The organism is Sphingopyxis sp. YF1, from assembly GCF_022701295.1.
Classification (GTDB): Bacteria; Pseudomonadota; Alphaproteobacteria; order Sphingomonadales; family Sphingomonadaceae; genus Sphingopyxis.
Map to the genome: position 1 here is coordinate 3465001 of NZ_CP033204.1, position 25708 is coordinate 3490708.

Below are 25708 nucleotides of genomic sequence, written 5' to 3' on the forward strand. Positions count from 1 at the left end.
ACCGTGCAGATCCTGTTCGCCCCGGTCGCCAATGCGCTCGGCAAACCCTCGATCCCGATGGTCGCGTCGCTCGGCGGCGCGATCATCTTTCCCGCCGCCTTCCTGACCGGTTCGCAATGGGGGCTGATCGGCATGGCCTGGGCGTGGCTCGTCGCCGCGCCGCTGCTGCTGTTGCTCACCGCGCGGCTGGCGGCGCCGCTGATCGGGGTGACGCTCTGGGACATCGCGCGCGCGATGCTGCCCGGGCTCGTGCCGGCGCTGCTGATGGCGATCGGGGTCGGGTTCGCGGCGACCTTTCTCGCGGGGCTCGGCTGGAGCCCGCCGGTTCGGCTCATCCTCCTCGTCGGGCTCGGCGTCGCCCTTTACGGCGCGCTGCTCTGGCTGCTCGAGCGCGAGGCGATCGGCGAGGTGCTGCGGCTCGTGCTGCGCCGGAAAGGCGCCGATCCGGCGTAGCCGCCGCGCCTAGCGGGTAGGCGAATCAGGACGCGATATAGTCGCGCATCGCCGCGGCTTCGGCCTCGATATGGTCGATGCGATATTTGACGAGGTCGCCGATCGACACGAATCCGACCAGCTTGCCGCCATCGACCACCGGCAGGTGGCGGATGCGCTTCTGCGTCATCTGCGACAAGGCGCCGATCACCGCCATGCGCGAATCGCAGGTGACCGGCGATTTCGTCATCACGTCGTCGAGACTGCGATCGAGCGCCTCGGGGCCATAGGCCGACATCAGCCGCACCAGATCGCGTTCGGAGAAGATGCCGACGATCGTGTCGCCCTCGACCACCGGAACCGCGCCGATGCGATGCTGCGCGAGCAGGTCGACCACCGCGCGCACGCTGTCGCCCTTCTGCGCCGAGATGACACCGCCGGTCCGTCCGCCGAGAATCGCTCCGATCGTCATGCCTGTCCGCTCCCCATGCCGAAATGTCCGGACGAACAATCTATCATGATTCGCTCCCGACGCGAAACATCCTGCCGCGCCCCTTTGCCGCTTGGCCTCGTGCGTCCGCTGGTCCATGAGGGCCGCCATGGTCAAACCCTCTCCGCTCGACCGCGACGAAACGTCGCGAATCGCCTGGGCGCGCTATCGCCGGCTGATGCGCGGCATGGCGCTCGTCTCGACCGGCGCGGTCGTGCTCGCGCTCGCATGGCTCCAGGCCACCCTGCCCGGCGGGCTGACCATCCACATGATGATCGCGACCGCCGCCGGGGTCGGCCTGTCGGTGATGCTCGGCGCCGCGCTGATGGGGCTCGTCTTCCTGTCGAGCGGCAGCGGCCACGACGAAGCGATCGAGGATCCGTTCGAAGACGATCCGGACATGAAAAATGACCGGTAAGCCCGCCGCGCCCGACTGCCCGCGCGACCCGATATTGCGCGTCGTCCCGCGACCCGCCGACATCAACGCCAACGGCCATATCTTCGGCGGCTGGGTGCTGTCGCAGATGGACATCGCCGGCGGCATCATCGCCGGGCGAATCGCGCAGGGTCCGGTCGCGACGGTCGCGATCGAGACGATGGAGTTCATCGCCCCGATCCTGCTCCGCGACATCATCTCGCTCTATGCGACGATCGAGCGGCGCGGGCGCACCTCGCTGGCGATCCGGCTCGAGGTCATCGCGACGCGCGACGGCGGCCGCACCGAGGAACGCGTGACCGAGGGCGTCTTCACCTTCGTCGCCCTCGACGAAAATCACCGGCCGCGGCCCCTGCCGCCCGAATGACCGGCACGGGGGCCGGGCTATTCGTCCGGCCCTTCCCAATCATCCTGGTTGTCGGCGCCGATTCGCACGATCTCGCGGACGCGATACTCGACGCTGCGCTTGCCTTCGGCGGGAACGGTGACCGACCAGATGCGCTTGCCGTTGCGCACCCGGACCGCCTTGCCGATCTTGTCGATCGCATAACCATAGGCGTCGGCGAAGCTGACCTCGACCGGCTCGGCGCTTTCGCCGTCATTCTCGATCGTCAGCCGGTAGCGCGTCCAGCCCTCGCCCGAATCGAGTTCCTCCTGGTCGGCATCGACCGAGACCCCGTCCGGATCGGGAAGGTCGAGATCGACGAGCTCGCCGACCGCCTTGTCCTTCATCTGCGTATCGGCCGCGAACATCCGCTCGCCCGCCCGCGCCTGAAACAGCGCCACCTGCCCGCCGGGCAGCGGCTCGCCGAGCGGGCCGTCGCGCCGGTTGTCGATGCGCAGCACCGTCTGGGGGCCCGAAACATCATCGCCGCGCAGCTCGAAAATATGGAGCATCTCCACCCGCACACCCGCCTTTTCGAGGAAGGCGATCTGCTTGCGGCTGTGCGCGCCGAGTGTTGTCGGCTGCGGCACGCGATAGAGTTTATAGTCGCCGATATCTTCGCGCGGCGCGATCCGGCTACCCGTGACGACGATGTCGCAGCCCGATTCATCGTCGTCGCCGCACCCGCCGCCCCCGCCGCCATAGAAAAGACCCAGCGCATATTCGGGCTGGGCCGATGGCAGCGATTGCGGCCCGAACAGCCGTGAACCAAAAGGCGCCGCCCCGGTCGAACCTTGCGGCCAGCAGTCGAACCAGACCTCGATATTGTCGGGGTGCCAGGGATCCTGCCGCGCCTCCTCCTCGCGGCGCTCCTCTTCCTCCCAGCGGTTGACGCCCTCGGGAAGCGGCGGCTGGTTGAAAAAAGCGATGCGCCCCGCGATCACCGCCATGTCGGCGCCAACGAAGCTCGTCGAATCGCCGCTCGCGACGGTCAGCCAGGCGAAGAGGTCGGCCGCGTCGGCGCGATCGGCGACCTCGCCGACATAGTTCGACTGCCAGTCGAAATTGGTCGCCAGATAGGTGAGCTCGAGCGTCGTGCGCCCGCCCGGCTGGTCGCCCAGCGTCATCGACAGTGTCGGCACCGGAGTGAGCCCGGCGGGCACGGCGTCGTAGAGCAGGGTCTGCGGCAGTCCGCTGCACTGCACCGCCTCGAATCCGCCCCCGCGCTCGACGATCAGCGCTTCGGGGCCCGACCGGACACGCACGCGCTCGTAGCGCGGCTTGCCGCTTGCGGGGTCGATCGTGCGCAGCAGCACCTGCTGCCCCGTGAAGGCGTGGATCAGTCCGCGCTGCGACAGGAGCCGCCGGTCGAAATTCTTCTCGCGCGGCTTCGCGTCGCCGCCGCGCAGCAATGCCGATTCGGGCATGATGCTGCTCGACACGCCTTCGAAGCGAATCGTTACCGGTCCGCGCGGCAGGTCGAGCGTGCGCGTCTCGCGAATCAGCGCGAAACCGCCGAGCGGCTCTTCCTCGTCGGGGGCGGGCAACCGCGAATCGGGTTCGCGGTTCGGATCGCGGTAAAGACTGAGCGCGACATGGTCGGGCTTCGCCGAAGCCACCACCGGGGGTTCGTCCGCGCGCGCCGGCGCCGCGAGCATCGCGACCATCGCGAGCAGCCAGCCGGATGCGGCGCGCGCCATCGCTCAGTTCAGCGTGTCGAACTGGACGGTAAGTTCGGCGCGCCCGTTCGCGGGGACGGTCACCATCCATTTGCGCATGTCCCACGTCTCGCCGGGCTCGGCGGCGATGCTCTCGAATGGCACACGCGTGTCGTTGCTGTATCCGTTGAGCCCGCTCTGGGTGAACTCGACCGTGACCGGCTGCGGCCGCGCGTTGGTGAAGATGTACCGCATGTGCGTGCGCCAGAAATTGCGCTTCACGTCGGTCTCGGTCACCTCGACGACCCCGTTCTTGCGCACGCGCGTCGTGCTGCTGCGCGTCCATTGCTCCTCGGTGAGCTTCTCACGCTTCTCGACGACGGGCTGATATTTGACGTCGAAGGCACGGCCGGTCGCGAGCGACAGCTTCGAACCCGCGGGCGTATGCCCGATATAGGATTCGCCGACGAACTGCGCCGCGCCGCGCGCATCCTTGACGTAGAGGCGCACCGATCCCGCCGGCATCGCGTCGCCGACCCCGCCCTTGCCGGTCGAGAAACGATAGGTCGACATCGCGCTCTGGGCTTCCTCGATCGAGCGCAGCCGGTCGTGCGATGCGGCGTAGGCGCGCGTCGCGGGCACCGCCATCGCGTCGAGAAAGGCGATCTGCTTCTGCTGCGCGCTGGCGATCGTCGTGCGGTCGGCAATCGGATAGGCGTTCATGTCGGCGAGCGCCTCCGCCTTCGCCGTCTCGGTTCCCGCGCTGGTCAGCTCCGCGGGTTCGCCCTCGCCGCCGCGCCGCCCGCGCCGCACCCCGATCTGGTCGCTCGCGACGAGCAACAGCTTCGCGTTGGCAAAGCCGGTGCCGCTGTTGTTGCGCAGCGTCACCCACCCCTGCAGATCCATCGCCTTGGCCGCTTCGTCGTAGAGCGCGACATAGTCGGCGCGCCAGCTCATCCCTTCGGACAGGTAACGCAGCGTCAGCGGCCGGGGCCCCGCCGCCTTGCTGTCGACCGTCACCGACAGCGTCGGCCGCGGGCGCAGATTGGCGGGGATGCCGTCGAAGATCACCCGCACCGGAAGATTGTCGTCGCGCAGGATCTCGATTCGCCCGCCGACGTCGAGCACGACCCCGCCGTTGACCGCGAGCACCTTCGCGCGCTCGCGCAGTTCGGCCCCGGTCGCGGGGTTGGTGCGGATCAGCGTAATCTCCTGCCCCACCGCCTTCTGCATCATCGCGGTCGGCGACAGCAGGTCGAAATCGAAATTCTGTTCGACGATCTCCAGCCCGGTACCGACGAGGCTCACCGTTTCGGGGCGGATGCGGCTCGACACGTCGGGGAATTCGACGCGCGACGTGCCCGCGGGCAAATTTATCTGCCGGCTATCGGTGACCAGCGCGAGCTCGCCCGTATAGATGGTGACCGCGACGTCGCCCTGTCCGTTCGTGCTCACCGTCGGCTGCGCCATCGCGGCGGGCGCCGCGCAGGCAAGGCTCACCGTCAGCGCGCCCCATATTCTCGTGCCCGTCATCCTCGCTCTCCTCATTCGTCGGCGGCCCGCTTTTCGCGAAAGGCGTGGACCAGGCGCCCATTGGCGGGCACGCGGAGGCGCCAGACCCGATCGTCGCCGCGCCGTTCCATATCCGCCGGCTCGGGATCGAGCGCGAAAGGGATCAGCAATTCGACCTCGGCATCGGCCCCGCGGTCGTTGGTGATTATGACCTCCCAGTCGCCCCATGTCTTTTCGGGGCGCGGCCGTTCGACGGCCCGATATTGCACCCCGGTGCTGACCCCCAGGTCGAAATCGATGCGCTCGTCGACCGCGCGGTCCGGCGAAAACGCCTCGCCGACCAGCAGACGCCGGCCATCGGCATTTTCGAACAGCGCCACCTCGCCCGCCGGCAAGGCCAGCCCCAGCCCGTCATTCTTGCGATTCCACAACCGCATCACGACGCCGGCCGGCCGAAACTCGCCGCGCGCCCGATCGCTGACACGCGCCGAATAAAGCTGTTCATATGTCACGCGGTCCCGCGCGAGCAGCGCGACCTGCTTCTGCTGCTTCGCGGCAACGTCGGTCCGAAAGGGAATGCGGTAGAATTTGAGGTCGCCGAGATCCTCCTGCTCGGCCAGCGCTGCGGTGCTGATCGCGGTCACCGCCAGCGGCACGTCCATCATCGGTTCGGCGCGCCGCCGCGCGGTCACGGTGATCTCGCTCGCGAGGCCATATTGCGACCCGCGGACCGGGACGACCGGGGGCAAGGTCCACAGCGGATGCGTGCTGGTGTTGTCCATCGGCCAGCAGCTCAGCCGCAGCGGCTCGACCTCGCTTTCGGGCGCCCCCGCCGCTTCCTGCTTCTCGAGCCGGCCGGCGATGACGTTGAGCTGTGCGTTCGAAAAGCTCGTCACCCCGCCATTGGCGACGGTGATCCAGCCGGTCATCGCCAGCGTCGGCGAATCGGCGGCGCGCTCGGCGACATAGTTCGCCGCCCAGTCGAACCCCTCGGCCAGATAGAGGAGCTGCACCGTCACCGTCCGCGCGGCGTCGCTCGCGACGAGAACCGACAGCGTCGGCTTCGCGGACAGGTCCTTGGGCACCCCGCCATAGCGCATCCGTTCGGGCAGCCCCGCGCAGCCGAGCGCCTCATAGCCCTCCGCGGTCCGCAGAATCACCCCGCCGTTCGGCCCGGCCTGGAGGATCGCATCCTGCCGGCGGACCTTGCCCGTCGCGGGGTCGGTGCGCTCGAGCGTCACGCTCCGCTTGAGATAAGCGTCGACCAGCCCAGCGGGCGACAGCAGCCGCGCGTCGCGGTTCTTTTCGATCACCCCGCCGGGCAGTCCCGCAACCACCGCGGTTTCGGGGAGCAATCCTTCGGCGACCCCCTCGAAGCGCAGCGCCGCCGTCCCCGCGGGCAGCCGGACCGTGCGCGTCTCGGCAATGAAGGCGAAGCCTTCGGGCCAGTCGGGATCGATGCCCCCCGACGCCCGGTCGGGGGCGCGGTAGACGGTGACCGCGACATCGTCGATCGCCGCCGACACCACGACGGGCGGGTCGCTGGCCGAAACCGGTGCCGCGACGAGCAGCAGCGCCGAAGCGAGGAGCCTTCCAGATCGCGCGCGACCGCCCCGCATCACCGGCGTCAGCCGCTCTTCAGCTTCTGGCGAAAGGTCCGGATCAGGCTGTCGTTCGCGGGCACGCGCACGCGCCACACCCAGCTCGCCCCGCGCCGTTCCCAGTCCGCGGGTTCGGGGTCGATCGCAAAGGGGATCAGCATCTCGACCTCGGCATCGAACGGCCGCGCGTTGGTCAGCGTCACCTGCCACAGCCGATAGTCGGGATCGGGGTCCTTCTGCACGACGATGCGCGATTGCACCGCCGGACTCTGCCCGATGTCATAATCGACGCGCTCGCCGACCGCCTTGTCGCCGACCGGCGCCTCGCCCGCGAGCAGGCGCCGCCCGCCGACGGTCTCGAACACCGCCGCGGTCCCCGACGGCAGCGCGAGCCCGAGCCCGTCCTCGGCGCGGTTCTGCAAGCGCAACCGCGTCACCAGCGGCTGCGGCGCATCGCCATAGGACTGATAGAGCGTACCGAAATAAAGCTGCTCGACCGCGACCTTGTCCTTGATCAGCAGCGCGACCTGCTTCTGCCCCTTCGCCGACACGTCGACGCGGAACGGAATGCGATAGAATTTGAGGTCGCCCAGATCTTCGGCGGGCGGCGGGGGCGGTGGCGGCGCGGCGGGCGGCGGGGGTGGCGGGGGCGGAGGCGCCATCACATAGGCCCGGCGTTCCATGCGGTTCGCCGTCACCATCACCTCTTCGGCATAATCCTGTTCGACCTCGACGATCGGCGGCAATTCCCAGAAGGGATGCGTGCTGGTGATATCCATCGGCCAGCAGCGCAATTGCAGCGCGCCCGGCGGCGTGCGCGGCAACGGCGCGCGATACCCCTTGTTGAGCCGCCCCGCGATGACGTTGAGCTGCGCGCCGGGAAAGCTCGTCACCCCGCCGTTGGCGACGGTGATCCACCCGGTCATCCCGAGCGCCTTGCCGTCCCCCGCGCGGTCGACGACATAGTTGGCGGCCCAGTCGAAACCTTCGGAGAGATAGACGAGCTGCAGCGTCACCGTGCGTGCGCGGCTCGATTCGACGAGGATCGACAGCGTCGGTTTCGCCGACAGGTCCTTGGGCACGCGGCTGTAGAGCATGCGTTCGGGCAGTCCCGAACAGCCGAGCGCCTCATACCCCTCGCCGGTCTGGAGAATCACCCCGCCGTTCGGCCCCGCCTGGATGATCGCGTCCTGCTCGCGGACCCGGCCCGTCTTGCGGTCGGTGCGGCGCAGCGTGACGCTACGCTTCAGATAGGCATCGACCAGCCCCGCGGGCGACAGCAGCCGCGCGTCGCGATTCTTCTCGCGCACCCCGTCGGGCATGCCCGACACCACCGCCGTCTCGGGCAGCAGCCCTTCGGATACCCCTTCGAAGCGCAGCACCGCGCTGCCCGCCGGCAGGGTCACCCGGCGCGTCTCGGTCACCAGCGCGAAACCTTGCGGCCAGTTGGGGTTGATCGGTCCGGCACCGCGATTCGGCGCGCGATAGACGGTGACCGCGACGTCCTGGAGCGCCGACGACACCACGACCGGGGCATCGGGGCGCGCGGGTGCCGCGGGCAGGCGCGCCGTCTGCGCGCCAAGCGGCGGCGCGATCAGGGCCGCGAGGGCCAGCGGGAACAGGCGCCGCCAGCGCACGGTCCCGATCTCAGTAACGCGAATCGAACGTGGCGGTGACTTCGGTCTTGCCGTTCGCGGCCACCGGCACCGCCCATTCGACGCGGTCGGCCGAGATGCGGTTGCTCTTGAGGCTTTCGTCGGTGATTCGCACGTCGCCCCACAGTCCCGATTGCGACAGGTCGACCGTCACCGGACCCGGCCGCGCGTTGGAGACGACATATTTCATCTTGGTCACCCAGCGCGAATCGCCCTTGCGCGTGCGCGACACGACGGTCGACTGGACCTTGACGTCGAACGCGTCGCCGGTGCGCAGCGTCATCGCCGATCCCATCGGGGTGTGGCCGATCTGGTTCTCGCCGATGAACTGCGGGTCGCCGCGCGCGTCGCGCATATAGACGCGGATCGTGCCCGCGGGCAGCTGATCGCCGAGCCCGCCGTTGGCCGAGGTCGAGAAGCGCAGCACGCTCGCCGCGCTCACCGGTTCGGTGCTGCTGCCCAGCCAGCCGTTGACATATTCATAGGTCGAGCGCGCCGGCGCACCCTTCACGTCGAGGAAGCTCACCTGCTTCTGCTGCGCATTGGCGATCGTCGTGCGCTCGGCGAGCGGATAGAGATAATAGTCGCCGAGCCGTTCGCGGTCGTTGCTCTCGGTTCCCGCAGCGTCGAGCGCGCCGGTCATCTGGCGGAAACCACCGCCCCCGCCGGGGTTGCCCGCGACGAGCAGGGTCCGTGCGTTGCTGAAGGTCGTGCCGGTCGAATTGGTCAGCGTCACCCAGCCCTGCATGTCCATCGCGCCCTTCGCGGCGTCGAACAGCGCGACATAGTCGGCGGTCCAGCCGAGATTGGGGGTGAGGTAGGAAAGGCGCGCCGGAACCGTTCCCGCCTTTTCGGCCTGTACCGTCACCGACAGTGTCGGCCGCGCGCGCAAATTGGGGGGCAGGCGGTCGAACACCGCGCGCACCGGCAGGCCGTCGTCGCGCAGCACCTCGATCCGTTCGCCGATCTGGAGCACGATGCCGCCGTTCGCGGCGAGCACCTTGGCGCGCTCGCTGCGTTCGGCGCCGGTCGCGGGGTTGGTGCGCACCAGCGTGATCGACTGTCCCACCGCCTTGTCCATCAGCTTGTCGGGGGTTAGCAGGTCGAAGTCGAAATTCTGCTCGACGATGGCAAGCCCGCCGCCCGACAGCGTCACCGTCTCGGGCCGGATCCGCGCCGAGACGTCGGGAAATTCGATGCGGTTGCGCCCGGCATTCACCGCGAGCTGGCGGTCGTCCTGCACCAGCGACTGACCATTGTTGTAGATGGTGACCGCGACATCGCCTTGCGCGGTGCCGTCGGCCTCCTGCTGCGCGGCGGCGGGCAGTGCCAACAAGGGAACGACGGCCGCTCCCGACAGGCAAGCTCCACGAAGCCAAGCCTTTGCCAAAGCGCGCATAATCGCTCTCCCCACTGTTGCTGCCGGGCAGGCTAGGTCAAGTCGTCGCGATTGGCCAGCACGAAATCGTACCGGATCGGGATGCGCATCGGGCCCCATGAACGAAGCCCCGAACCCGCCGCGGCCGCCGCAATGTGGCACGTCCGCGAAGGATTCGGGGCTTCGTTGAAACGCCCGCGATGGTGGCGCGATGACCTATTCGGCGGCCTCGACCCCGGTGTCGCGCGCCGCAAGCGTGCGGCGGGTGCGGCGAACCTTCGGCGCCGGAGCGTCTTCGGCGGTTTCGCTCGCTTCGGGTTCGGCGGCAGGCGCCGGACGTCCGATCGCGGGCGGCAGCACGGCGCTGTCGATCCCGGCACCCGTATCGACATCGGCATCGCGCGGCCGACGCGTCGTCCGGCGTGCACGCGCGGGCTTGGCAACTTCGGCTTCGGCGCCCTGCGCCTCGGCGTCGACATCGGCGGCCGGCGTCGGCGTCGGCGTCACGGGCGCCCGCTCGGCGCGCGGCTGGCGGTTGCCGCGATCGGCATCGCGATCGTCGCGACGGGGACGCTCCTGGCGGTCGCCGCGGTCGGGCCGCTCGCCACGATCCTGGCGCGGGGCCCGGTCGCCGCGCTCGGCACGGTCGCCACGGCCTTCGCGCGCGTCCTCGCGCTCGCCGGCCTCTTCGCCCTGCCCCTCGTCGATGTCGGTATCGTCGTGCGCGTCGAAATCCTCGACCCCGCGCACTTCGCGCTGGCGATCCTGCCGATCGGGCTGGCCGCCGTTGCGCTCTTCCTGGCGCGCGCGGAAATCGCTGTGCACGCGGAAATAATGGTCGGCGAACTGGAGGTAATATTCGGTCTGCACCCGGTCGCCGGCAAGCTGCGCGTCGCGGGCCAGATTCTTGTATTTCTCGATCATCTGCACCGCGTTGCCGCGGGCCCGGCTGTCGATGCGGTTCGCCTGATCGACGCCACCGCGACCGCCGCCCGACTGCGAGCGGTTGTTGTTGTTATTGTTGTTGCGGCCGCGACGGCGGCCGCCCTGACGGTTGTTCATGTTCAACTGAGACATCCTGTCGAATAAGCTCTAAGCTATGCCAACCCCTTTTGGCCGACCGCGTCCTTGCGCGTCGTGCCCGCGCTCCCTGCGCGGCTCTTCCTTTTACCGCCGGCGCCGGACCAAGGCCCTGCACAAGCATCGCAAGTGGGAAGCAGACCTGCCGGACCAGTATCGATGCTGCGCATCGCCAAAGGGACCCTGATCAGGCCTGTAAGCCGCCCCTACCGTGCTTTCGCGGCGAAACCAAGCGATTTTTGCGTGGCGTCATGATGCAAATGTCAGGACCAGCGCGCGGTCGCGGTCGCCAAGATCGCGGCGGCACGCCACCGCAAAACCCGTAGCTTCGGCAAGGGCGGAAACCGACATAAGCTGGCTCGCCCCGATTTCAAGCACCGCCGCCCCGCCGGGCGCCAGCAGACGCGGCAGGTCGGGGATGATCCGCCGATAATCGTCGAGCCCGTCGGCGCCCGCGAACAGCGCCTCCGCCGGCTCATGGTCGGCGACATCGGGCATCAGCCATTCGGTGTCCGCGATATAGGGCGGGTTGCAGAGGATCAGGTCGAACGGACCGTCGACCCCTGCGCCCCAGTCGCCCGACCGGAAGTCGGTGCGCGCCGCCATGCCGAGTGCTGCGGCATTGTCGCGCGCATAGGCGAGCGCAAATTCGGACGCGTCGACGCCGACGCCGGTCGCCTCGGGGAATTCGCTCAGCACGGCGAGCAGCAAGGTGCCCGGCCCGGTGCCCAGATCGAGGACGCGCGCGGGCCATCCCGCCCGCGGCTGGTGCCCGGTGACGTCGAGGCACGCCTCGACCAGCGTCTCGCTGTCGGGCCGCGGGATCAGCACCCCCGGCCCCACTTCGATCCGGATCGTCCAGAAATCGCGATATCCCACGATATAGGCCACCGGCTCATGCCCCATCCGCCGCGCGATCAGGTTCGCATAGATTTCGGGCACCGCATAGCGTGCCGGGTCGAGCAGCAAGGCCTGCCGCTCGATCCCCAGCGCATGCGCCATCAGCAATTCGGCATCGAGCCGCGGTGTATCGCTTACCGCGGACAGGAGGTTCGCCGCGGTGCGGATATTGTCGGCGACCTCGCTCACGCCCAATCACCCACCTCTAATTCCGTTCGTGTCGAGCGAAGTCGAGACACGCCACGGCGCAGCGCTATTCCGATGGGCATCTCGACTTCGCTCGATGCGAACGGGGTCGGGAAAGCACGGGTGAATCGAACTAGTCACTCAGCCCCGCCAGCCGCTGCGCCTGATCCTCGGCGATCAGCGCGTCGATCAGCTCGTCCATCGCGCCTTCCAATATCTCGGGGAGGCGGTGCAGCGTCAGGTTGATGCGGTGGTCGGTCACGCGCCCCTGCGGGAAATTATAGGTGCGGATGCGCTCGGAGCGGTCGCCCGACCCGACCATCGACTTGCGCGCCGACGCCTCGGCGCTGTGGATCTTCTCGCGCTCGAGGTCGTAGAGCCGCGCGCGCAGCACCTGCATCGCCTTGGCACGGTTCTTGTGCTGGCTGCGCTGGTCCTGCTGGATCACGACCAGCCCGGTCGGGATATGCGTGATGCGGATCGCGCTGTCGGTCGTGTTGACATGCTGCCCGCCCGCACCGCTCGCGCGATAGATGTCGATCTTGAGGTCGCTGTCGTTGATCGCCACGTCGACCTCCTCGGCCTCGGGCAGCACCGCCACGGTCGCGGCGCTGGTGTGGATGCGCCCGCCGCTTTCGGTCACCGGCACGCGCTGGACGCGGTGGACGCCGCTTTCGAACTTCAGCTTGGCGAAGACGCCCTGCCCCGCGACGCTGGCGACGACTTCCTTGTATCCACCGACCTCGGCCTCGTTCGCCGAGATGATCTCGACCTTCCAGCCCTGCGCATCGGCATAGCGGCTGTACATGCGCAGCAGGTCGCCTGCGAACAGCGCCGCCTCGTCACCGCCGGTGCCGGCGCGAATTTCGAGCATCGCGGCGCGCTCGTCGGCAACGTCCTTCGGGAGCAGCTTGATCGCGAGGTCGTGTTCGGCGGCGGGCAGCGCCTCCTCGATACTCGCAAGTTCTTCGGCGGCCATCGCCTTCATCTCGGGATCAGCCAGCATCTCGTTCAGCGCGACCACCTCGCCGCGTAGCCGCACGACCTCGGCCGCGGCCTTCGCGACGGGCTCGAGCTCGGAGAACTCCTTCGACGCCGCGACGAAGTCGGCGGGCGCCATGTCCCCCGTCGCCATTCGCGCCTGCAGCGCGGCGTGGCGTTCGATGATGGCATCGATCTGGCGGGCGGAAACGGAGGTCATCTACTCACTGTCATTTCAAGTCTTCGTCATGCTGAACTCGTTTCAGCATCCATGGCCTGACCTTTCGGCCTCGGGCCATGGACCCTGAAACAAGTTTAGGGTGACGAGAAAAAGGAATCGAAGACTGCGTGGGCGGTAGGCAACCGATTATAGCGCTCATCCAGGAGCTTTATGTTGCGCGTGTGAACGCCATCGCGAACGTCGAGGGAAACAATCAATGCGGGATCAAGCTTACGCGCGCGATCGAAGCGCTTCCGAGGACTGCCAGTCGCCACGAGCTCGGCCCAAAAGCCCGAACGGCGGAAAGCCGCCGCCAAGCTGGAAGCCGTCAGCTCGCAATCGATATTTTCCGCCACCACGGCAACGTCCGGCACATGAGTTCTAAACGAACCGGATTCCTCCACCAACATCGCCAGCCGCTCGATCCCCGCCGCCCAGCCGACCGCCGGGGTCGGCGGGCCGCCGAGATTCTCGATCAGCCCGTCATAACGCCCACCGCCGAGCACCGTGCCCTGCGCGCCGAGCCGGTCGGTGACGAATTCGAACGCGGTGTGGCGATAATAGTCGAGCCCGCGCACCAGCCGTGCATTGCGTTCCCACGCGACCCCCGCGGCGTCGAGCCCCGCGGTGACCGCGCCGAAGAAATCCTGCGCTTCGCTCGTCAGAAACGCATCGATGTCGGGCGCACTGTCGGCGACCGGGCGGTCCTGCGGGTCCTTGCTGTCGAGGATGCGCAGTGGATTCTTGTCGAGCCGCGCGATGCTGTCCTCCGAAAGCGCACCGCGATGCGCCTCGAAATGCTCGACCAGCGCCGCGCGCCAGGCGTCGCGGCTTTCCGCGTCGCCCAAGGTATTGAGCGTCAGCGTCACGCCCTCGGCGATCCCGAGTTCCTTCAGCAACTGATCCGCGAACACCAGCAATTCGGCATCGGCGAGCGGGCTGTCGCTGCCCAGCACCTCGGCGTCGAGCTGGTGGAACTGGCGATAGCGGCCCTTCTGCGGGCGCTCGTAGCGGAACAGCGGCCCATGGGTCGCCACTTTCAGCGGCGCGAACTGCTGCCAGCCGCCCGTGACATAGGCGCGCGCGATCCCCGCGGTGAATTCGGGGCGCAGCGTGATCGATTCGCCGCCGCGGTCCTCGAACGAATACATTTCCTTCGACACGACGTCGGTGGTCTCGCCCAGCGAGCGCGCGAACACCGCGGTCGGCTCGATCACCGGCACCTCGACGCGCTTGAAACCATAGAGGCGGCGCACCCGGTCGAAGGCGTCGACGACGTGCTGGAAGCGGTCGGCGAAATCGCCGAGCATGTCCTGGGTGCCGCGAACCGGCTGCGGCGTCTGGATCTTCGCGGATTTGTCCTTGCTCATGCCGCGCGCGTCTAATCGCTTTTGGTCGAAAGGCAAAGCGCGCGTGCAGTCCCCCGGCTGGACCTTCCCCGCAAATGGCGGCAGAACGTCGCCATGAAAAAAGCACCGTTCGTCGCAGCCGCCCTCATCGCCCTCATTCCCGGAGTCCGGGCACAGGACGGCAACAGCCGCCCCGAACCCGTCGTGCAACCCTTCACCATCCCGCTCCCCGCCGACCGGCCCTATCCCGGCACGATGCAATTGCGCGTCGACGCCACCGACGTCGCGCGCGGCATCTTTCGCGTCCGCCAGACGATCCCGGTGGCGAAGAGCGGCAAGCTGACCCTGCTCTATCCCGAATGGCTGCCCGGCAAGCACGCCCCGCGCGGCGCAATCGCCGAGGTCGCGGGGTTCAGGGCCAGCGCCGGCGGCAAGCCGCTCGTCTGGACGCGCCAGCCGACCGACGTCTACGCTTTCGACATCGACGTGCCGCAGGGGGTGAAGAGCATCGACATCGCCTTCGATTTCCTGTCGCCGACGCGCAGCAGCGAGGGGCGCGTCGTCGCCACCCCGGCGATGATCAACCTGCAATGGGAACAGGTGAGCGTCTATCCCGCGGGCTGGTTCACGCGCCAGATTCCGGTGCAGCTCGACGTCACGCTGCCCGAGGGCTGGACGGGCGCGGCCGCGCTCGACGGCCTGAAAGTCTCGGGCAATCGCTACAGCTACGCCCCCACCAGCTATGAAAATCTGGTCGACAGCCCGATGTTCGCGGGCGCCCATTTCCGCAAATGGGACCTGGGGCAGAATGTCACGCTCAATGTCGTCGCCGACGAGGCGAAATATCTCGAGGCCAGCCCCGACCATATCGCCCGCCACGCCGCGCTCGTCGCCGAGACGGTGGCGCTGTTCGGGGTGCGCCATTTCGACCGCTACGAATTCCTGCTCGCGCTCACCGACCAGCTCGGCGGCATCGGGCTCGAACACCATCGGTCGAGCGAAAACAGCCGCAACCCCGACTATTTCACCAAATGGGACGAGAATGACAGCGAACGCGGGCTGCTCCCGCACGAACTGGTGCATAGCTGGAACGGCAAATACCGCCGCCCCGACAAGCTCTGGACCCCCGACTACCGCACGCCGATGCAGGACAATCTCCTGTGGGTCTACGAAGGCCAGACGAGCTTCTGGGACCTCGTCCTCGCGGGGCGTTCGGGGATGCAGTCGAAGGAAATGGTGCTCGCCGAATGGGCCACCAACGCCGGTTTCTATGCGGTCCAGCCCGGCCGCGCGTGGCGCTCGGTCGAAGATACGACGCTCGATCCGATCATCGCCGGCCGCAAGGCACGCGCCTTCCCCAGCGCGACGCGCACCGAGGATTATTACAACGAAGGCTCGCTGATGTGGCTCGAGGCCGACATGCTGATTCGCAATGCGACCGGCAACGGAAAGAGCCTCGACGATTTCGCGCGCGCCTTCTTCGGCGGGCGCGAGGGCGACTGGGGCCAGTCGCCCTATGATTTCGACGACGTCGTCACGGCGCTGAACGCCGTCCATCCGTACGACTGGGCGAAATTCCTGCGCGAGCGGATGCAGGCGAGCGGCCGTCCGGCGCCGACCGCGGGGATCGAGGCCGCGGGTTACCGCCTCGTCTGGCGCGACGCCCCGAACGCCTATGACCGCGACCGCATGGCGCAGGCGAAGAACGCCGACCTCACCCACAGCCTGGGGCTGGTCATCGACCGCGACGGGGTCGCGGGCAGCATCCTGTGGGACGGCCCCGCCTTCAGGGCCGATATCGTCAACGGGACGAAGATCGTCGCCGTCGACGGCCTCGCCTACAGCCGCGAACGCATCGAAACCGCGATCCGCGCCGCAACCGACGGCAAGACGCCGGTGAAGCTGCTCGTCGAGCGCGGTGGGCGCTACCGCAATGTCGAGATCGACTATCGCGGCGGGCTGCGCTGGCCGCACCTCGAAAAGGCCGGCGCCGGCCCCGACGCCTTCGATCGCCTGCTCGCCCCGAGGCGGAGCCTGTAAGGCCAATCCCCGCGCCTTCCTCTGGCATCCCCGGGGGACTCCCGCATCGCGCAGCCGCGATGCGGGGCTTAATCCCTCGACTTCGCCCGCCCGCAAGGTCTAAGGCGCGCGCGAATCAAAAACCAAAGGACATCTCCCATGCGCATCGACCTCATCCCGGCCGGCGACAGCCCGCCCGACAGCCTCAACGTCCTGATCGAGGTCCCGATCGGCGGCGAGCCGGTGAAATATGAGTTCGACAAGGCTTCGGGCGCGCTGTTCGTCGATCGCTTCCTCCACACCCCGATGCGCTACCCCGCCAACTACGGCTTCGTCCCGCACACGCTGGGCGAGGATGGCGATCCGCTCGACGCGCTCGTCGTCGCGCGCTCGCCGATCGTCGCGGGCGCAGTGGTCAAGTGCCGCCCGATCGGCGTGCTGTTGATGGAAGACGATGCCGGCGGCGACGAGAAGCTGCTCTGCGTGCCGGTCAACAAGACCTTCCCCTATTACAAGGATGTCGCGACCTACACCGACATGCCGCCGATCGTGCTCCAGCAGATCGAGCATTTCTTCACCCACTACAAGGATCTCGAGCCCGGCAAATGGGCCAAGCTCAACGGCTGGGGCGACGTCGACGACGCCAAGCGCATCATCGTCGAATGCATCGAGCGCGCGAAGAAGACGGGGTTCTGATCCCATCACCGTAGCCCTGAGCCTGTCGAAGGGCGCCTCTCGGATAGGCGCCCTTCGACAGGCTCAGGGCTACGGTTCTATGGGTTCACCTCGCCCTCGTCGGCCAGCACCCGCACATCGGTGCGCGGATAGGGGACCCGGACCCCCGCTTCCCTGAACCGGTCCCAGATCGTCAGAAACACCTCGCCCTGGATATTGCCGAGCCCCGCTTCGGGGTCCGAAATCCAGTAGCGCAGCTCATGCTCGATCGCCCGCTCGCCAAAGGCAGTGATCCACACCACCGGTTCGGGATCGGCCAGGATGCGCGGGTTGGCCTTCGCGGTTTCGACCATGATCGCCTGCGCGACGCGCAGGTCGCAGTCATAGGCGACCGGCACGCGCATCCGCACGCGCACGTCGCGGCTCGAATAGCTCCAGTTCTCGACCGGCTGGGTCATCAGCAATTCGTTCGGGATCAGGTGCTTCTTGCCGTCGCGCGTCACGACGCTGACCGCGCGCACCCCGATCTTGGCGACCCGTCCGACGTTGGGAATGCCGTTGATCGTCGCCGAACTGCCCATGCTGCTGCCGTCGCCGACGACGATCACGTCGCCCGGCTTGATCGAACGGTCCATCAGCAGGATGATGCCGGCGATCAGGTTGCCGACGGTCTTTTGCAGGCCGAAACCGATCGCGAGCCCCGCGGCGCCCGAAAAGACCGCGAGCGCGGTGAGATCGATCCCGAGCAGGTCGATGCCGAACAGCAGCGCGAGCGTGAACAGCGCGATCGCGATCAGCTTTTCGGTCAACAGCCGCTGCGTATCGTCGATCTGCTTGTTGCGGCGCAGCAGCCATTTGATCGCGCGCATCGCGAGCCGGACCGCGATGTAGAGCAGGATCGCGACGACCACCGTCGAAAACACGCTGTAGAGCGAGAGGCGATATTGGCCGACGTCGATGCCGATCGCACGCATCGTCGCGACGACGCCCTCCGCCCCCTGGCGAAGCCCCGCCTCGACGTTCATGCGGCCATCGCCGCGAAACCGCGCGCAAGGTCGGCGATCAGGTCTTCGGCATCCTCGAGCCCGATCGACAGGCGGACGAGCGGGTCGGGGTCGCTCCACGCGGTCGCGGTGCGGATGGTCCCGGGATTGCTCGGCACGACGAGGCTTTCATAGCCGCCCCAGCTGAAGCCGATCCCGAAGTGCGCCAGCGCCTCGATGAAGCGCGTGCGCCCGGCCTCGTCGGCGCCCTTCAGCGTGAAACCGAACAGTCCGCTCGCCCCCTTGAAATCGCGCGCCCAGATCGCGTGCCCGGGATCGCCCGGCAGCGCCGGGTGCAGCACGCGCCCGACCTCGGCACGGTCCGCGAGCCAGTTCGCGACCGCAAGCCCGCTCTCGCGGTGCCGCGCCAGCCGCACGTCGAGCGTCCTCAGGCCGCGCAGCATCAGCGCGCAATCGTCGGGCGAGACCGCGTGGCCGAGCTGGTAGGTCGCGCTGCGCAGCTTCGGCCACACCGCCTTCGTCGCGGTGAGCGACCCCATCATCGCATCCGAATGCCCGCCGACATATTTGGTCAGGCTCATCATCGTCACGTCGACTCCGTGCGCCAGCGCGGGGAAACAGAGCGGCGTCGCCCAGGTGTTGTCGAGCATCGTCAGCACCCCGCGCTCGCGCGCGACCGCAGCAATCGCGGGCACATCCTGCACCTCGAAGGTCAGGCTGCCCGGCGATTCGAGGAAGATCAGCTTCGTCGCCGGGGTGATCAGCTCGGCGATACCGGCGCCGACCAGCGGATCATAATAGGTCGTGCTGACGCCGTAACGGCGCAGCATTCCGTCGCAAAAGGCGCGCGTCGGCTCATAGGCGCTGTCGACCATCAGCAGATGGTCGCCCGGCGACAGCAGCGCGAGCAGCCCCGCCGAATTGGCCGCGACCCCCGACGGATAGAGCAATGTGCCCTCGGCCCCCGGCTCCATCCCGGTCAGCGCATCGGCGAGCGCCCACACCGTCGGCGTCCCGCGGCGGCCGTAATAGAGCTTGTCGTGCGTCGCATGTCCGCGCGCCTTGAGGTCGGCGATGCTGTCGTACAGGATCGTCGAGGCGCGCCACACCGGCGGGTTGACGACGCCTCCGCCGAGCCGCGGGTCGCCGGTCCATTCGGGCCGCCGCCCGCCCTGCACCAGCCGGGTCGCGGGGCGGAGAGTGTCGTCGTCGGATTCGTGATTGTTCGCCATGCGTGTCCGTTAGCCCAATGTGCCCCAAACATATACCGTTCGCCCCGAGCTTGTCGAAGCGCCGTTCCTTCTTTCCGGCGCGGCAAGCCGAAGGCCGGTGCTTCGACAAGCTCGGCACGAACCGATCATGGGAGTGAAGCTATACGAAACCCAGCGCCAGCCCCGCCGCCGAGCACAGCGCCAGCATCGGGATGATCCCGAGCCGGAAGCCGAACAACAGCACCGCCGCGAGCAGCGCCAGCGCGGCCGCGGGACCGTCGATGCTGGACAGGACCGGCACCTCGACGCCCCAGCCGGTGCGGACCAGCTCGCGGAACAGCACGTGCAACGCGAACCACAGCGACAGGTTGGCGATCACGCCCACCACCGCCGCGGTCACCGCCGCGAGCGCACCCTTGAGCCCCGCCGCGCGTTCGAGCCGGTCGATCCACGGTGCAAAGGCGAAAATCCACAGAAAACAGGGCGCGAAGGTCACCCACAGCGTCAGCCCCGCGCCGAGGAATGCCGCAACAAAGGGCGTAAAGGGCGCCGCATCGCGATAGGCCGCGAGGAAACCGACGAACTGGGTGACGAGGATCAGCGGCCCCGGCGTCGTTTCGGCGAGCCCGAGCCCGTCGGCCATCTCGCCCGGGCGCAGCCAGCCGAACCCGCTCACCGCCTCCTGCGCCATATAGGCGAGCACCGCGTAGGCGCCGCCGAAGGTCACCACCGCGAGCTGCGAGAAAAAGGCGCCGATGTCCCACAGGACATGGCCGCGTCCCAGCGTCACGAGGATCAGCAGCATCGGCGCCGCCCAGATCGCCCCCCACAGCAGCACCGCGCGCAGGCTTTCGCGCCACGCCGCGCGCGCGGGCGGCGGCGGCGCGCCGTTCGTCACCGGCGCGAGCTTCAGCCATTCGGGCCGCCAGCGCCCTGCGGCCCAGCCGGTGAGCAGCGCCGCGAGCACGACCAGCGGAAACGGCAGGGCGAGCAGCGCGATGCCGACGAAGGAGGCGATCGCGATCGCGCGCTGGAGCGGGGTCCGGAGCGCGCGCGCGGCGATACGCAGCAGCGCCTGCACGACGATCGCGAGCACCGCGGCCTTGATCCCCAGGAACAGCGCGGCGAACCAGCCGAGCCCCGCCGCCATCACATAGAGCACCGACAGGCCGAGCATCACCAGCGCGCCGGGAACAATGAACAGCAGCCCCGCGGCCAGCCCGCCCCTGAACCCGTGCAGCCGCCAGCCGATCCACGTCGCGAGCTGCTGCGCCTCGGGGCCCGGGAGCAGGTGACAGAAATTGAGCGCGTGGAGAAAGGTCGCCTCGTCGACCCAGCGGCGGTCGTCGACGAACTCGCGGTGCATCAGCGCGATCTGGCCCGCCGGGCCGCCGAAGCTGAGCAGGCCGACGCGTGCATAGGCGCGTACGGCTTCGGCGAAGGATGGGTGCTGGAGGGGAAGGTTGGGGTCGGGATCTGGCGTCATCGTCATGCTTCTCCAGCCGGCAAAGCCGGGTGAAAAAACAACGCTTGGGCGGACGCCTGACCGGGAGGTTGCCTGACCCCGATGGCGCAGGACTAACGCCGCAGCCCCGGAGCGGGCAAGCAAGAAAAAGCTGCACGGCAAGGAAGCCGCGCTTTCGGCCGGATCAGGCCCCTCCCCCGAAGGCGGCGAGGGGCCTGCAAGCGCCTCAGGCGGCGCCGGTCGCCTTGGGCGTCGCGGGATCGGCGCCCCATTCGGTCCAGCTGCCGTCGTAAACCGCGACATCGTCCTTGCCGAGCAGGTGGGCGCCGAACGCAACCACGGTCGCGGTCATGCCGCTGCCGCAGGTCGTGACGAGCGGCTGGTCGAGGTCGATGCCCGCGGCGTCGAACGCGGCCTTGAGCGCATCGCCCTGCTTCCAGGTCCCGTCGGCGTTGAACAATTCGCTGTGCGGCAGGCTGCGCGAGCCGGGGATGTGGCCCGGCGCCATGCCCGGGCGCGGGTCGCGCTCCTCGCCGGTGAAGCGCGCGGCGGGGCGCGCGTCGACGACCTGTTCGGCGGCGCTCGCCACGTTCGCGAGCATCTCGTCCTTGGTGCGCACCGCCTTGGCGTCGCGCCACACGGTGAAATGGCGGTGGCGCAGCGTCTGCTTGCCCATTTCGAGCGGCCGCCCCTCGGCCTTCCACTTGGCGAGCCCGCCGTCCAGGAGTGCAACGTCGTGAGCGCCGAACAATTTCAGCAACCACCACCCCCGCGCCGCGCTCTTGAGCGGGCTGTCGTCGTAGATCACGATGCGGCTGCCGTCGCCGAGCCCGAGCGATTGCATGCGGCTCGCGAATTTTTCCGCCGGCGGCGCCATATTGTCGATGTCGCTGTTCGTGTCGGCCAGTTCGGCGAGGTCCATGAATACCGCGCCGGGGATGTGGCCGGCTTCATATTCGGCGCGCGCGTCGCGATCGGTCCCGGCCAAGAATTTCGTCGCATCGACGACCCGCAGGTCCGATGCCCCCAGTTCGCGTTCCAGCCAGTCGGTTGAGACCAAGGCGTCCATGTCATGCTCCTGTTACGACCCGACGGAAGACCTGTTCCTGTCCCCTCGCCTGCCATCCTGCGGTTCTTTCCGGGGAGCGCCAGCCTATGCCCCCACCGGTGCTTTTTCAAGCATCGGGGTCATGCCTTAGCCGATGCTGCACCGCAACAGAAAAGGGAGGCGCAAGCAGGCTGCGCTACTGGTCGCGGCGGACCGCGGTCGAGCGCGCGCCGGGCCGGTCGACGACATAGGTCGCGCGGTCGAGCGGGAGCGGGGCAAGCTTTTCGCTGCCGCTTGTGCCTTGTTCGCGGCCGAGCACGAAGCTGCCCGCGACCTGGCCGAAAGCATCGGCGTCGCCATCCCAGTGATAGGTCACGTCGAACGCCACCACGGGAACGAGCATTGGCTTGCCGCCGATCATCAGCGGCTCGAGGATCGCGCGTGGCAGCATCGCCTCGGTCGCCAGCGACTCGCCGTCCCCCGTCCTGATCTCCATGTCATCGCGCAACACGCTGCCCCCGGCGCCGTCGAAAAAGCGCGCGAGCACGGGTTCGGTCATCGCCGATCCCTGGTTCAACGCGATACGCACCATCAGCCCCGTCGCATCCGCGGCGCCCCGATTCGCAAGTTTGAGCGAAAAGGCGACCGCGACGTGCTCGGCGGTCATGCGGATCCCCGTGACCTCCAGCGCGAGCGACACCAACGCGCGCTGTTCGGCCGCCGGACGAGTCACGAGCGGCGAAGCGGCGCGCGCCACTGCGGCGCCCCCCGCGGGCACAGGCTCGGGGCGGCGCGCCGGTGCGGGGGCCGGATGCGGCGCTGCGGGCCGGGTCGCAGCGGCCTTCGAGGGAGGCGGCGGTGCTTCGGCGGGGCTCGCATCGCGCTCCGCGGGCGCGCCACCCGCAACGGCGGGACGTCGGCGCCAATACCAATAGCCCGCGCCCGCCGCCGCAAGCGCGGCAAGCAGCCACGCCCACACGGGCATCGCGCCTTGCGAATCCGGTACCGTGGATAAGGTCTCCGCGTCGTCGGCGGCGGGCGCGGGGACAGCCGCGGCCGGAGTTTCGACGGGACGTGACGGCGCCTCCGTCGCTGGCAGCGGCGCCGATTCGGGCGGCGGCGCGGCCACAGCCGCGGCAGGCGTGGTGCGCGTAGCGGAGGCTGCGCGGTCGGGCACGGCCGCGGCGGGCGCCTCCCGGCGTGCGGGGGAAGCCGGAGAGGCTGCCGCCCCCGGCTGTGTCGGCGCGACGCGCGGCGGCGCTGGCGTGGGCGCAGGTGTCGGGGTCTGCGGCGGGCCACGGCGTTCGCCCGGAGCGAGCGGCGCCAGACCGTTGTTCGACGGCCCCTGCATCCCTGGCGCGCGACCGTCATTCTCGGGGGCGGGGGGCAGGCGGAAATCGATCGAACGAGCGGGCGCAGCGGTTTCGCTGTCCTGCGCCGCAGCCGGCGCCAGCGGGGCCGCCGCCAGCGCCAAAGCCAGCACCGCCGACGCCGTGCCCCATGTTCCTGAAAGCCTGTCCGTCATGATCCCTACGCGATCCCGGTCGTCTCGTTGGCGCCGCATCGGCTGAATCGGCGCTGAATGATCGGCCGCATCACCGGATGACATCGGCCGCGCGCGTCCCTAGAGGGTTTCCATGTCCGATTCCACCCCTCCACGCCCCGCGCCCCTGCATCTTGGCCAGTCCAGCGCACTGCCCGCCTCGCCCGAGGCCGCGGTGCTCGACTATGTTCCCAATCCGCGCGCGGGCGAGCTCTACCTCGTCCGTTTCGCCGCGCCCGAATTCACCTCGCTCTGCCCGGTAACCGGCCAGCCCGATTTTGCGCATCTGGTCATCGACTACGCTCCGGGCGAGACCATCGTCGAATCGAAAAGCCTCAAGCTCTTTCTTGCCAGCTTCCGCAATCACGCGGGTTTCCATGAAGATTGCACGGTCGGTATCGGCCGCCGCCTGTTCGATGAAATGCGCCCCACATGGCTTCGAATCGGCGGCTATTGGTATCCGCGCGGGGGCATCCCGATCGACGTCTTCTGGCAATCGGGCGCACCGCCCGCCAGCCTGTGGCTTCCCGATCAGAGCGTTGCGCCCTATCGCGGGCGCGGCTGAGCTGAAATTCTATGAATTCAGTCGATCTTTCATCTTTCCGTCACGGTTTGCTGACACTAATGTCAAAGACATGACCACCGCCTCGCTCCCCCACAATCACGCCATCGCCGTCGGCGCCGACGCGATCGACTTTATGGGGCATGTCAACAATGCCCATTATCTGAGCTGGGTGCAGGAAGCAGTGCTCGCGCACTGGCGCAAAATTGCGCCGCCCGACGCTGTTGCGGCGCATCTGTGGGTCGCACTGAAGCACGAGATCACCTACCGCCGCCCCGCCTTCCTCGACGATCAGGTCATCGCGACGGTGATCCTCGAAAAGGTACAGGGTGCCCGCGCTTTCTACGAGACGGTTATCAAACGCGGCGAGGAAGTGCTCGCCGAGGTCAAGTCCAGCTGGTGCTGTATCGACGCCGAAACGCTGCGCCCCGCGCGGCTGGCGAGCGACGTGATCGCGCGCTTCTTTCCGGGTGAGAAGGTCTAGACGCCGCGCCTGCCCCGTTTTCGGCAAAAGGCCAGTTGGGGCTAACGAGCATTGCGTCCGCCCAGGCAGGCGACTCCCGGCGAAGCGACCACCCCGTCAAATCTGCCTACTGATGGCCCTGAGCAACCATCACGCTGCCTCGAACCGGATCGGCAGCCGCTTCAATCCGCCGACGAACACCGATTCGACGCGCGCAGGTTCGCCCGCCAGCTCCAGCCGCTTCAACCGCGGCAGCAGTTCTTCCATCAGGATGCGCATCTCCATCCGCGCAAGATGCTGGCCGAGGCACACATGCGCGCCGAAGCCGAAGGCGATCTGCTGATTCTTCGGCCGGTCGGGGTCGAAGGCGAAAGGATCGGCGAATACGCTCTCGTCGCGGTTGCCCGAAACATAGTTTAGCATCAGCCAGTCGCCCTCCCGGACCTGCTGCCCGCCGATCTCGACATCCTCGCGCGCGCTGCGCATGAAATGCTGCACCGGTGTCGACCAGCGGATCGCTTCCTCGATCAGCCCGGACTTGTCGCTTTCCGCGGCACGAAAGCGCCCGAACAGCGCGGGATCCTTCGCCATCTCCATCAGCGCGCCGGCGGTCGAGGCGCTCGTCGTGTCGTGGCCGGCGGTGGCGATGATCATATAATAACCCGCCAGTTCGCGGTCGGGGATTTGCCCGCCGTCGATCGTCGCGTTGGCGATCACCGTCGCGATATCCTCGCGCGGGTTGGCCCGGCGATCGGCGGTCAGCGCGCCGAAATATTGCTCGAAATCGGCAATGACATAGTGGAGCATCGCGATCGCCTGCTCGGCGCTGCTGATCGCTTCGCGGCTGCGGTTGAGTTCGGGGTCGGTCGATCCGAACAATTGCTGCGTCAGCATCAGCATGCGCGGCTCGTCCTCGGGCGGCACCCCCAGAATATCCATCACGACGCGCAGCGGATAATGCGCCGCGACGTCGCGCGCGAAATCGCACTCGCCATCAAAGCTGAGCATGTGCTCGACCGTGTCACGCGCGATCTGGCGGATGCGCTCTTCGACGATGCGGAGATTTTTAGGCATGAACCAGCTCTGTGTGAGCAGGCGGTATTTCATATGATCGGGAGCGTCCATCTGGACCAGCGACCGGATCAGGTGCCCGTCGTTGTTCGGGGTCGCCGCGCGCGCCAGCGCTTCGCCGTCGCGGTTGGTCAGCACCGTCGGACGGATGCCGTTCGCGAACCGCTGCGGATCGCGGCTGATCGCCATGATGTCGGCGTGGCGCGTCACCAGCCAGAAAGGATCGACCTCGGGATTCTCTGCGACCGCGAGCGGCGCATTGGCGCGCGCCCAGGCGAGTCGTTCGTGGAGCGCGCCCCATTCGCCATAAGCGGCGGGATCGACGACGGCGGCGGCTACCTCTCCGGGCAATATAGGTTTTGTCATGAAACCCATGCTGCCGCG

At 68.1% G+C, this 25708-nt stretch carries 23 protein-coding genes (1 of these 23 cut by a window edge); 7 read left to right on the forward strand and 16 right to left on the reverse strand.

Going from position 1 to position 25708, the window contains the following annotated elements; translation table 11 throughout:
• Positions 1–453, forward strand: partial view of a lipopolysaccharide biosynthesis protein gene (locus tag EAO27_RS16795; RefSeq protein ID WP_242771938.1) — the final stretch only. Its footprint begins 1059 nt before the window's first position; 453 of the gene's 1512 nt are visible here — the last part of the coding sequence; the start codon falls outside the window, past its left edge; its stop codon occupies positions 451–453.
• 25 nt (positions 454–478) lie between these two features.
• Here the strand turns inward: EAO27_RS16795 and EAO27_RS16800 are convergent, their stop codons facing one another.
• Positions 479–904, reverse strand: coding sequence for a CBS domain-containing protein (locus tag EAO27_RS16800; RefSeq protein ID WP_242771942.1), 426 nt, complete (start codon positions 902–904; stop codon positions 479–481).
• Positions 905–1031: 127 nt separating this feature from the next.
• On the opposite strand from EAO27_RS16800, the gene EAO27_RS16805 reads away from it, so the two are divergent.
• Entirely contained in the window at positions 1032–1340 is a 309-nt protein-coding gene (locus EAO27_RS16805) for a hypothetical protein (RefSeq protein ID WP_242771970.1), read from the forward strand.
• Positions 1330–1725 carry an acyl-CoA thioesterase gene (locus EAO27_RS16810; RefSeq protein ID WP_242771972.1) on the forward strand — a complete coding sequence of 132 codons (396 nt, stop codon included), beginning with the start codon at positions 1330–1332 and terminating at the stop codon, positions 1723–1725. Before EAO27_RS16805 ends, EAO27_RS16810 begins: the two co-directional genes overlap by 11 nt.
• Before the next feature lie 17 nt (positions 1726–1742).
• On the opposite strand, the gene EAO27_RS16815 is transcribed toward EAO27_RS16810, so the two are convergent.
• The 9 genes from EAO27_RS16815 to hisS all read right to left on the reverse strand — a co-directional run bounded on the left by EAO27_RS16815 (position 1743) and on the right by hisS (position 14284).
• Positions 1743–3443: a hypothetical protein gene (locus tag EAO27_RS16815; RefSeq protein ID WP_242771974.1), complete on the reverse strand. Its 1701-nt coding sequence runs from the start codon at positions 3441–3443 to the stop codon at positions 1743–1745.
• Between the two features lie 3 nt (positions 3444–3446).
• Positions 3447–4934, reverse strand: coding sequence for a DUF4139 domain-containing protein (locus EAO27_RS16820; RefSeq protein ID WP_242771976.1), 1488 nt, complete (start codon positions 4932–4934; stop codon positions 3447–3449).
• A gap of 11 nt (positions 4935–4945) precedes the next feature.
• Entirely contained in the window at positions 4946–6532 is a 1587-nt protein-coding gene (locus EAO27_RS16825; protein WP_242771978.1) for a hypothetical protein, read from the reverse strand.
• 8 nt (positions 6533–6540) lie between these two features.
• Complete coding sequence (locus EAO27_RS16830) at positions 6541–8151, reverse strand: hypothetical protein (RefSeq protein ID WP_347567087.1); 1611 nt, start codon at positions 8149–8151, stop codon at positions 6541–6543.
• 10 nt (positions 8152–8161) lie between these two features.
• Positions 8162–9568, reverse strand: a complete 1407-nt coding sequence (locus EAO27_RS16835; RefSeq protein WP_242771980.1) for a DUF4139 domain-containing protein — start codon at positions 9566–9568, stop codon at positions 8162–8164.
• A gap of 195 nt (positions 9569–9763) precedes the next feature.
• A complete protein-coding gene (locus EAO27_RS16840) occupies positions 9764–10624 on the reverse strand; it encodes a DUF4167 domain-containing protein (protein ID WP_242771983.1) in 861 nt (286 codons plus the stop codon).
• A gap of 252 nt (positions 10625–10876) precedes the next feature.
• Positions 10877–11716, reverse strand: a complete 840-nt coding sequence (prmC, locus tag EAO27_RS16845; protein WP_242771986.1) for a peptide chain release factor N(5)-glutamine methyltransferase — start codon at positions 11714–11716, stop codon at positions 10877–10879.
• A 130-nt stretch (positions 11717–11846) separates the two neighbouring features.
• A complete protein-coding gene (gene prfA / locus EAO27_RS16850) occupies positions 11847–12914 on the reverse strand; it encodes a peptide chain release factor 1 (protein ID WP_242771989.1) in 1068 nt (355 codons plus the stop codon).
• Positions 12915–13009: 95 nt separating this feature from the next.
• On the reverse strand, positions 13010–14284 hold the full coding sequence (gene hisS, locus EAO27_RS16855; protein ID WP_242780619.1) for a histidine--tRNA ligase: 1275 nt from the start codon (positions 14282–14284) through the stop codon (positions 13010–13012).
• Positions 14285–14377: 93 nt separating this feature from the next.
• Between hisS and EAO27_RS16860 the strand changes: the two genes are divergently transcribed.
• Positions 14378–16303, forward strand: coding sequence for a peptidase M61 (locus tag EAO27_RS16860; protein ID WP_242771992.1), 1926 nt, complete (start codon positions 14378–14380; stop codon positions 16301–16303).
• A gap of 138 nt (positions 16304–16441) precedes the next feature.
• The gene (ppa, locus tag EAO27_RS16865) at positions 16442–16978 is read left to right on the forward strand and encodes an inorganic diphosphatase (RefSeq protein WP_242771995.1); all 537 of its coding nucleotides are present in this window, start codon (positions 16442–16444) and stop codon (positions 16976–16978) included.
• 77 nt (positions 16979–17055) lie between these two features.
• Here ppa and EAO27_RS16870 read toward each other — a convergent pair whose 3' ends face one another.
• The 5 genes from EAO27_RS16870 to EAO27_RS16890 all read right to left on the reverse strand — a co-directional run bounded on the left by EAO27_RS16870 (position 17056) and on the right by EAO27_RS16890 (position 23210).
• Entirely contained in the window at positions 17056–17982 is a 927-nt protein-coding gene (locus tag EAO27_RS16870) for a mechanosensitive ion channel domain-containing protein (RefSeq protein WP_242771997.1), read from the reverse strand.
• Positions 17979–19193, reverse strand: coding sequence for a cystathionine beta-lyase (gene metC, locus EAO27_RS16875; RefSeq protein ID WP_242771999.1), 1215 nt, complete (start codon positions 19191–19193; stop codon positions 17979–17981). Before metC ends, EAO27_RS16870 begins: the two co-directional genes overlap by 4 nt.
• Positions 19194–19332: 139 nt before the next feature.
• A complete protein-coding gene (gene chrA / locus EAO27_RS16880) occupies positions 19333–20664 on the reverse strand; it encodes a chromate efflux transporter (protein WP_242772010.1) in 1332 nt (443 codons plus the stop codon).
• A gap of 199 nt (positions 20665–20863) precedes the next feature.
• Positions 20864–21706: a 3-mercaptopyruvate sulfurtransferase gene (gene sseA / locus EAO27_RS16885; RefSeq protein ID WP_242772012.1), complete on the reverse strand. Its 843-nt coding sequence runs from the start codon at positions 21704–21706 to the stop codon at positions 20864–20866.
• Between the two features lie 175 nt (positions 21707–21881).
• Positions 21882–23210, reverse strand: coding sequence for a hypothetical protein (locus tag EAO27_RS16890; protein ID WP_242772014.1), 1329 nt, complete (start codon positions 23208–23210; stop codon positions 21882–21884).
• A gap of 112 nt (positions 23211–23322) precedes the next feature.
• Here EAO27_RS16890 and queF point away from each other — a divergent pair, with 112 nt between their 5' ends.
• Entirely contained in the window at positions 23323–23793 is a 471-nt protein-coding gene (gene queF / locus EAO27_RS16895; RefSeq protein WP_242772017.1) for a preQ(1) synthase, read from the forward strand.
• A 70-nt stretch (positions 23794–23863) separates the two neighbouring features.
• Complete coding sequence (locus EAO27_RS16900; protein WP_242772020.1) at positions 23864–24274, forward strand: thioesterase family protein; 411 nt, start codon at positions 23864–23866, stop codon at positions 24272–24274.
• A gap of 129 nt (positions 24275–24403) precedes the next feature.
• Here the strand turns inward: EAO27_RS16900 and EAO27_RS16905 are convergent, their stop codons facing one another.
• On the reverse strand, positions 24404–25690 hold the full coding sequence (locus EAO27_RS16905; protein WP_242780621.1) for a cytochrome P450: 1287 nt from the start codon (positions 25688–25690) through the stop codon (positions 24404–24406).
• Positions 25691–25708: the final 18 nt, after the last annotated feature.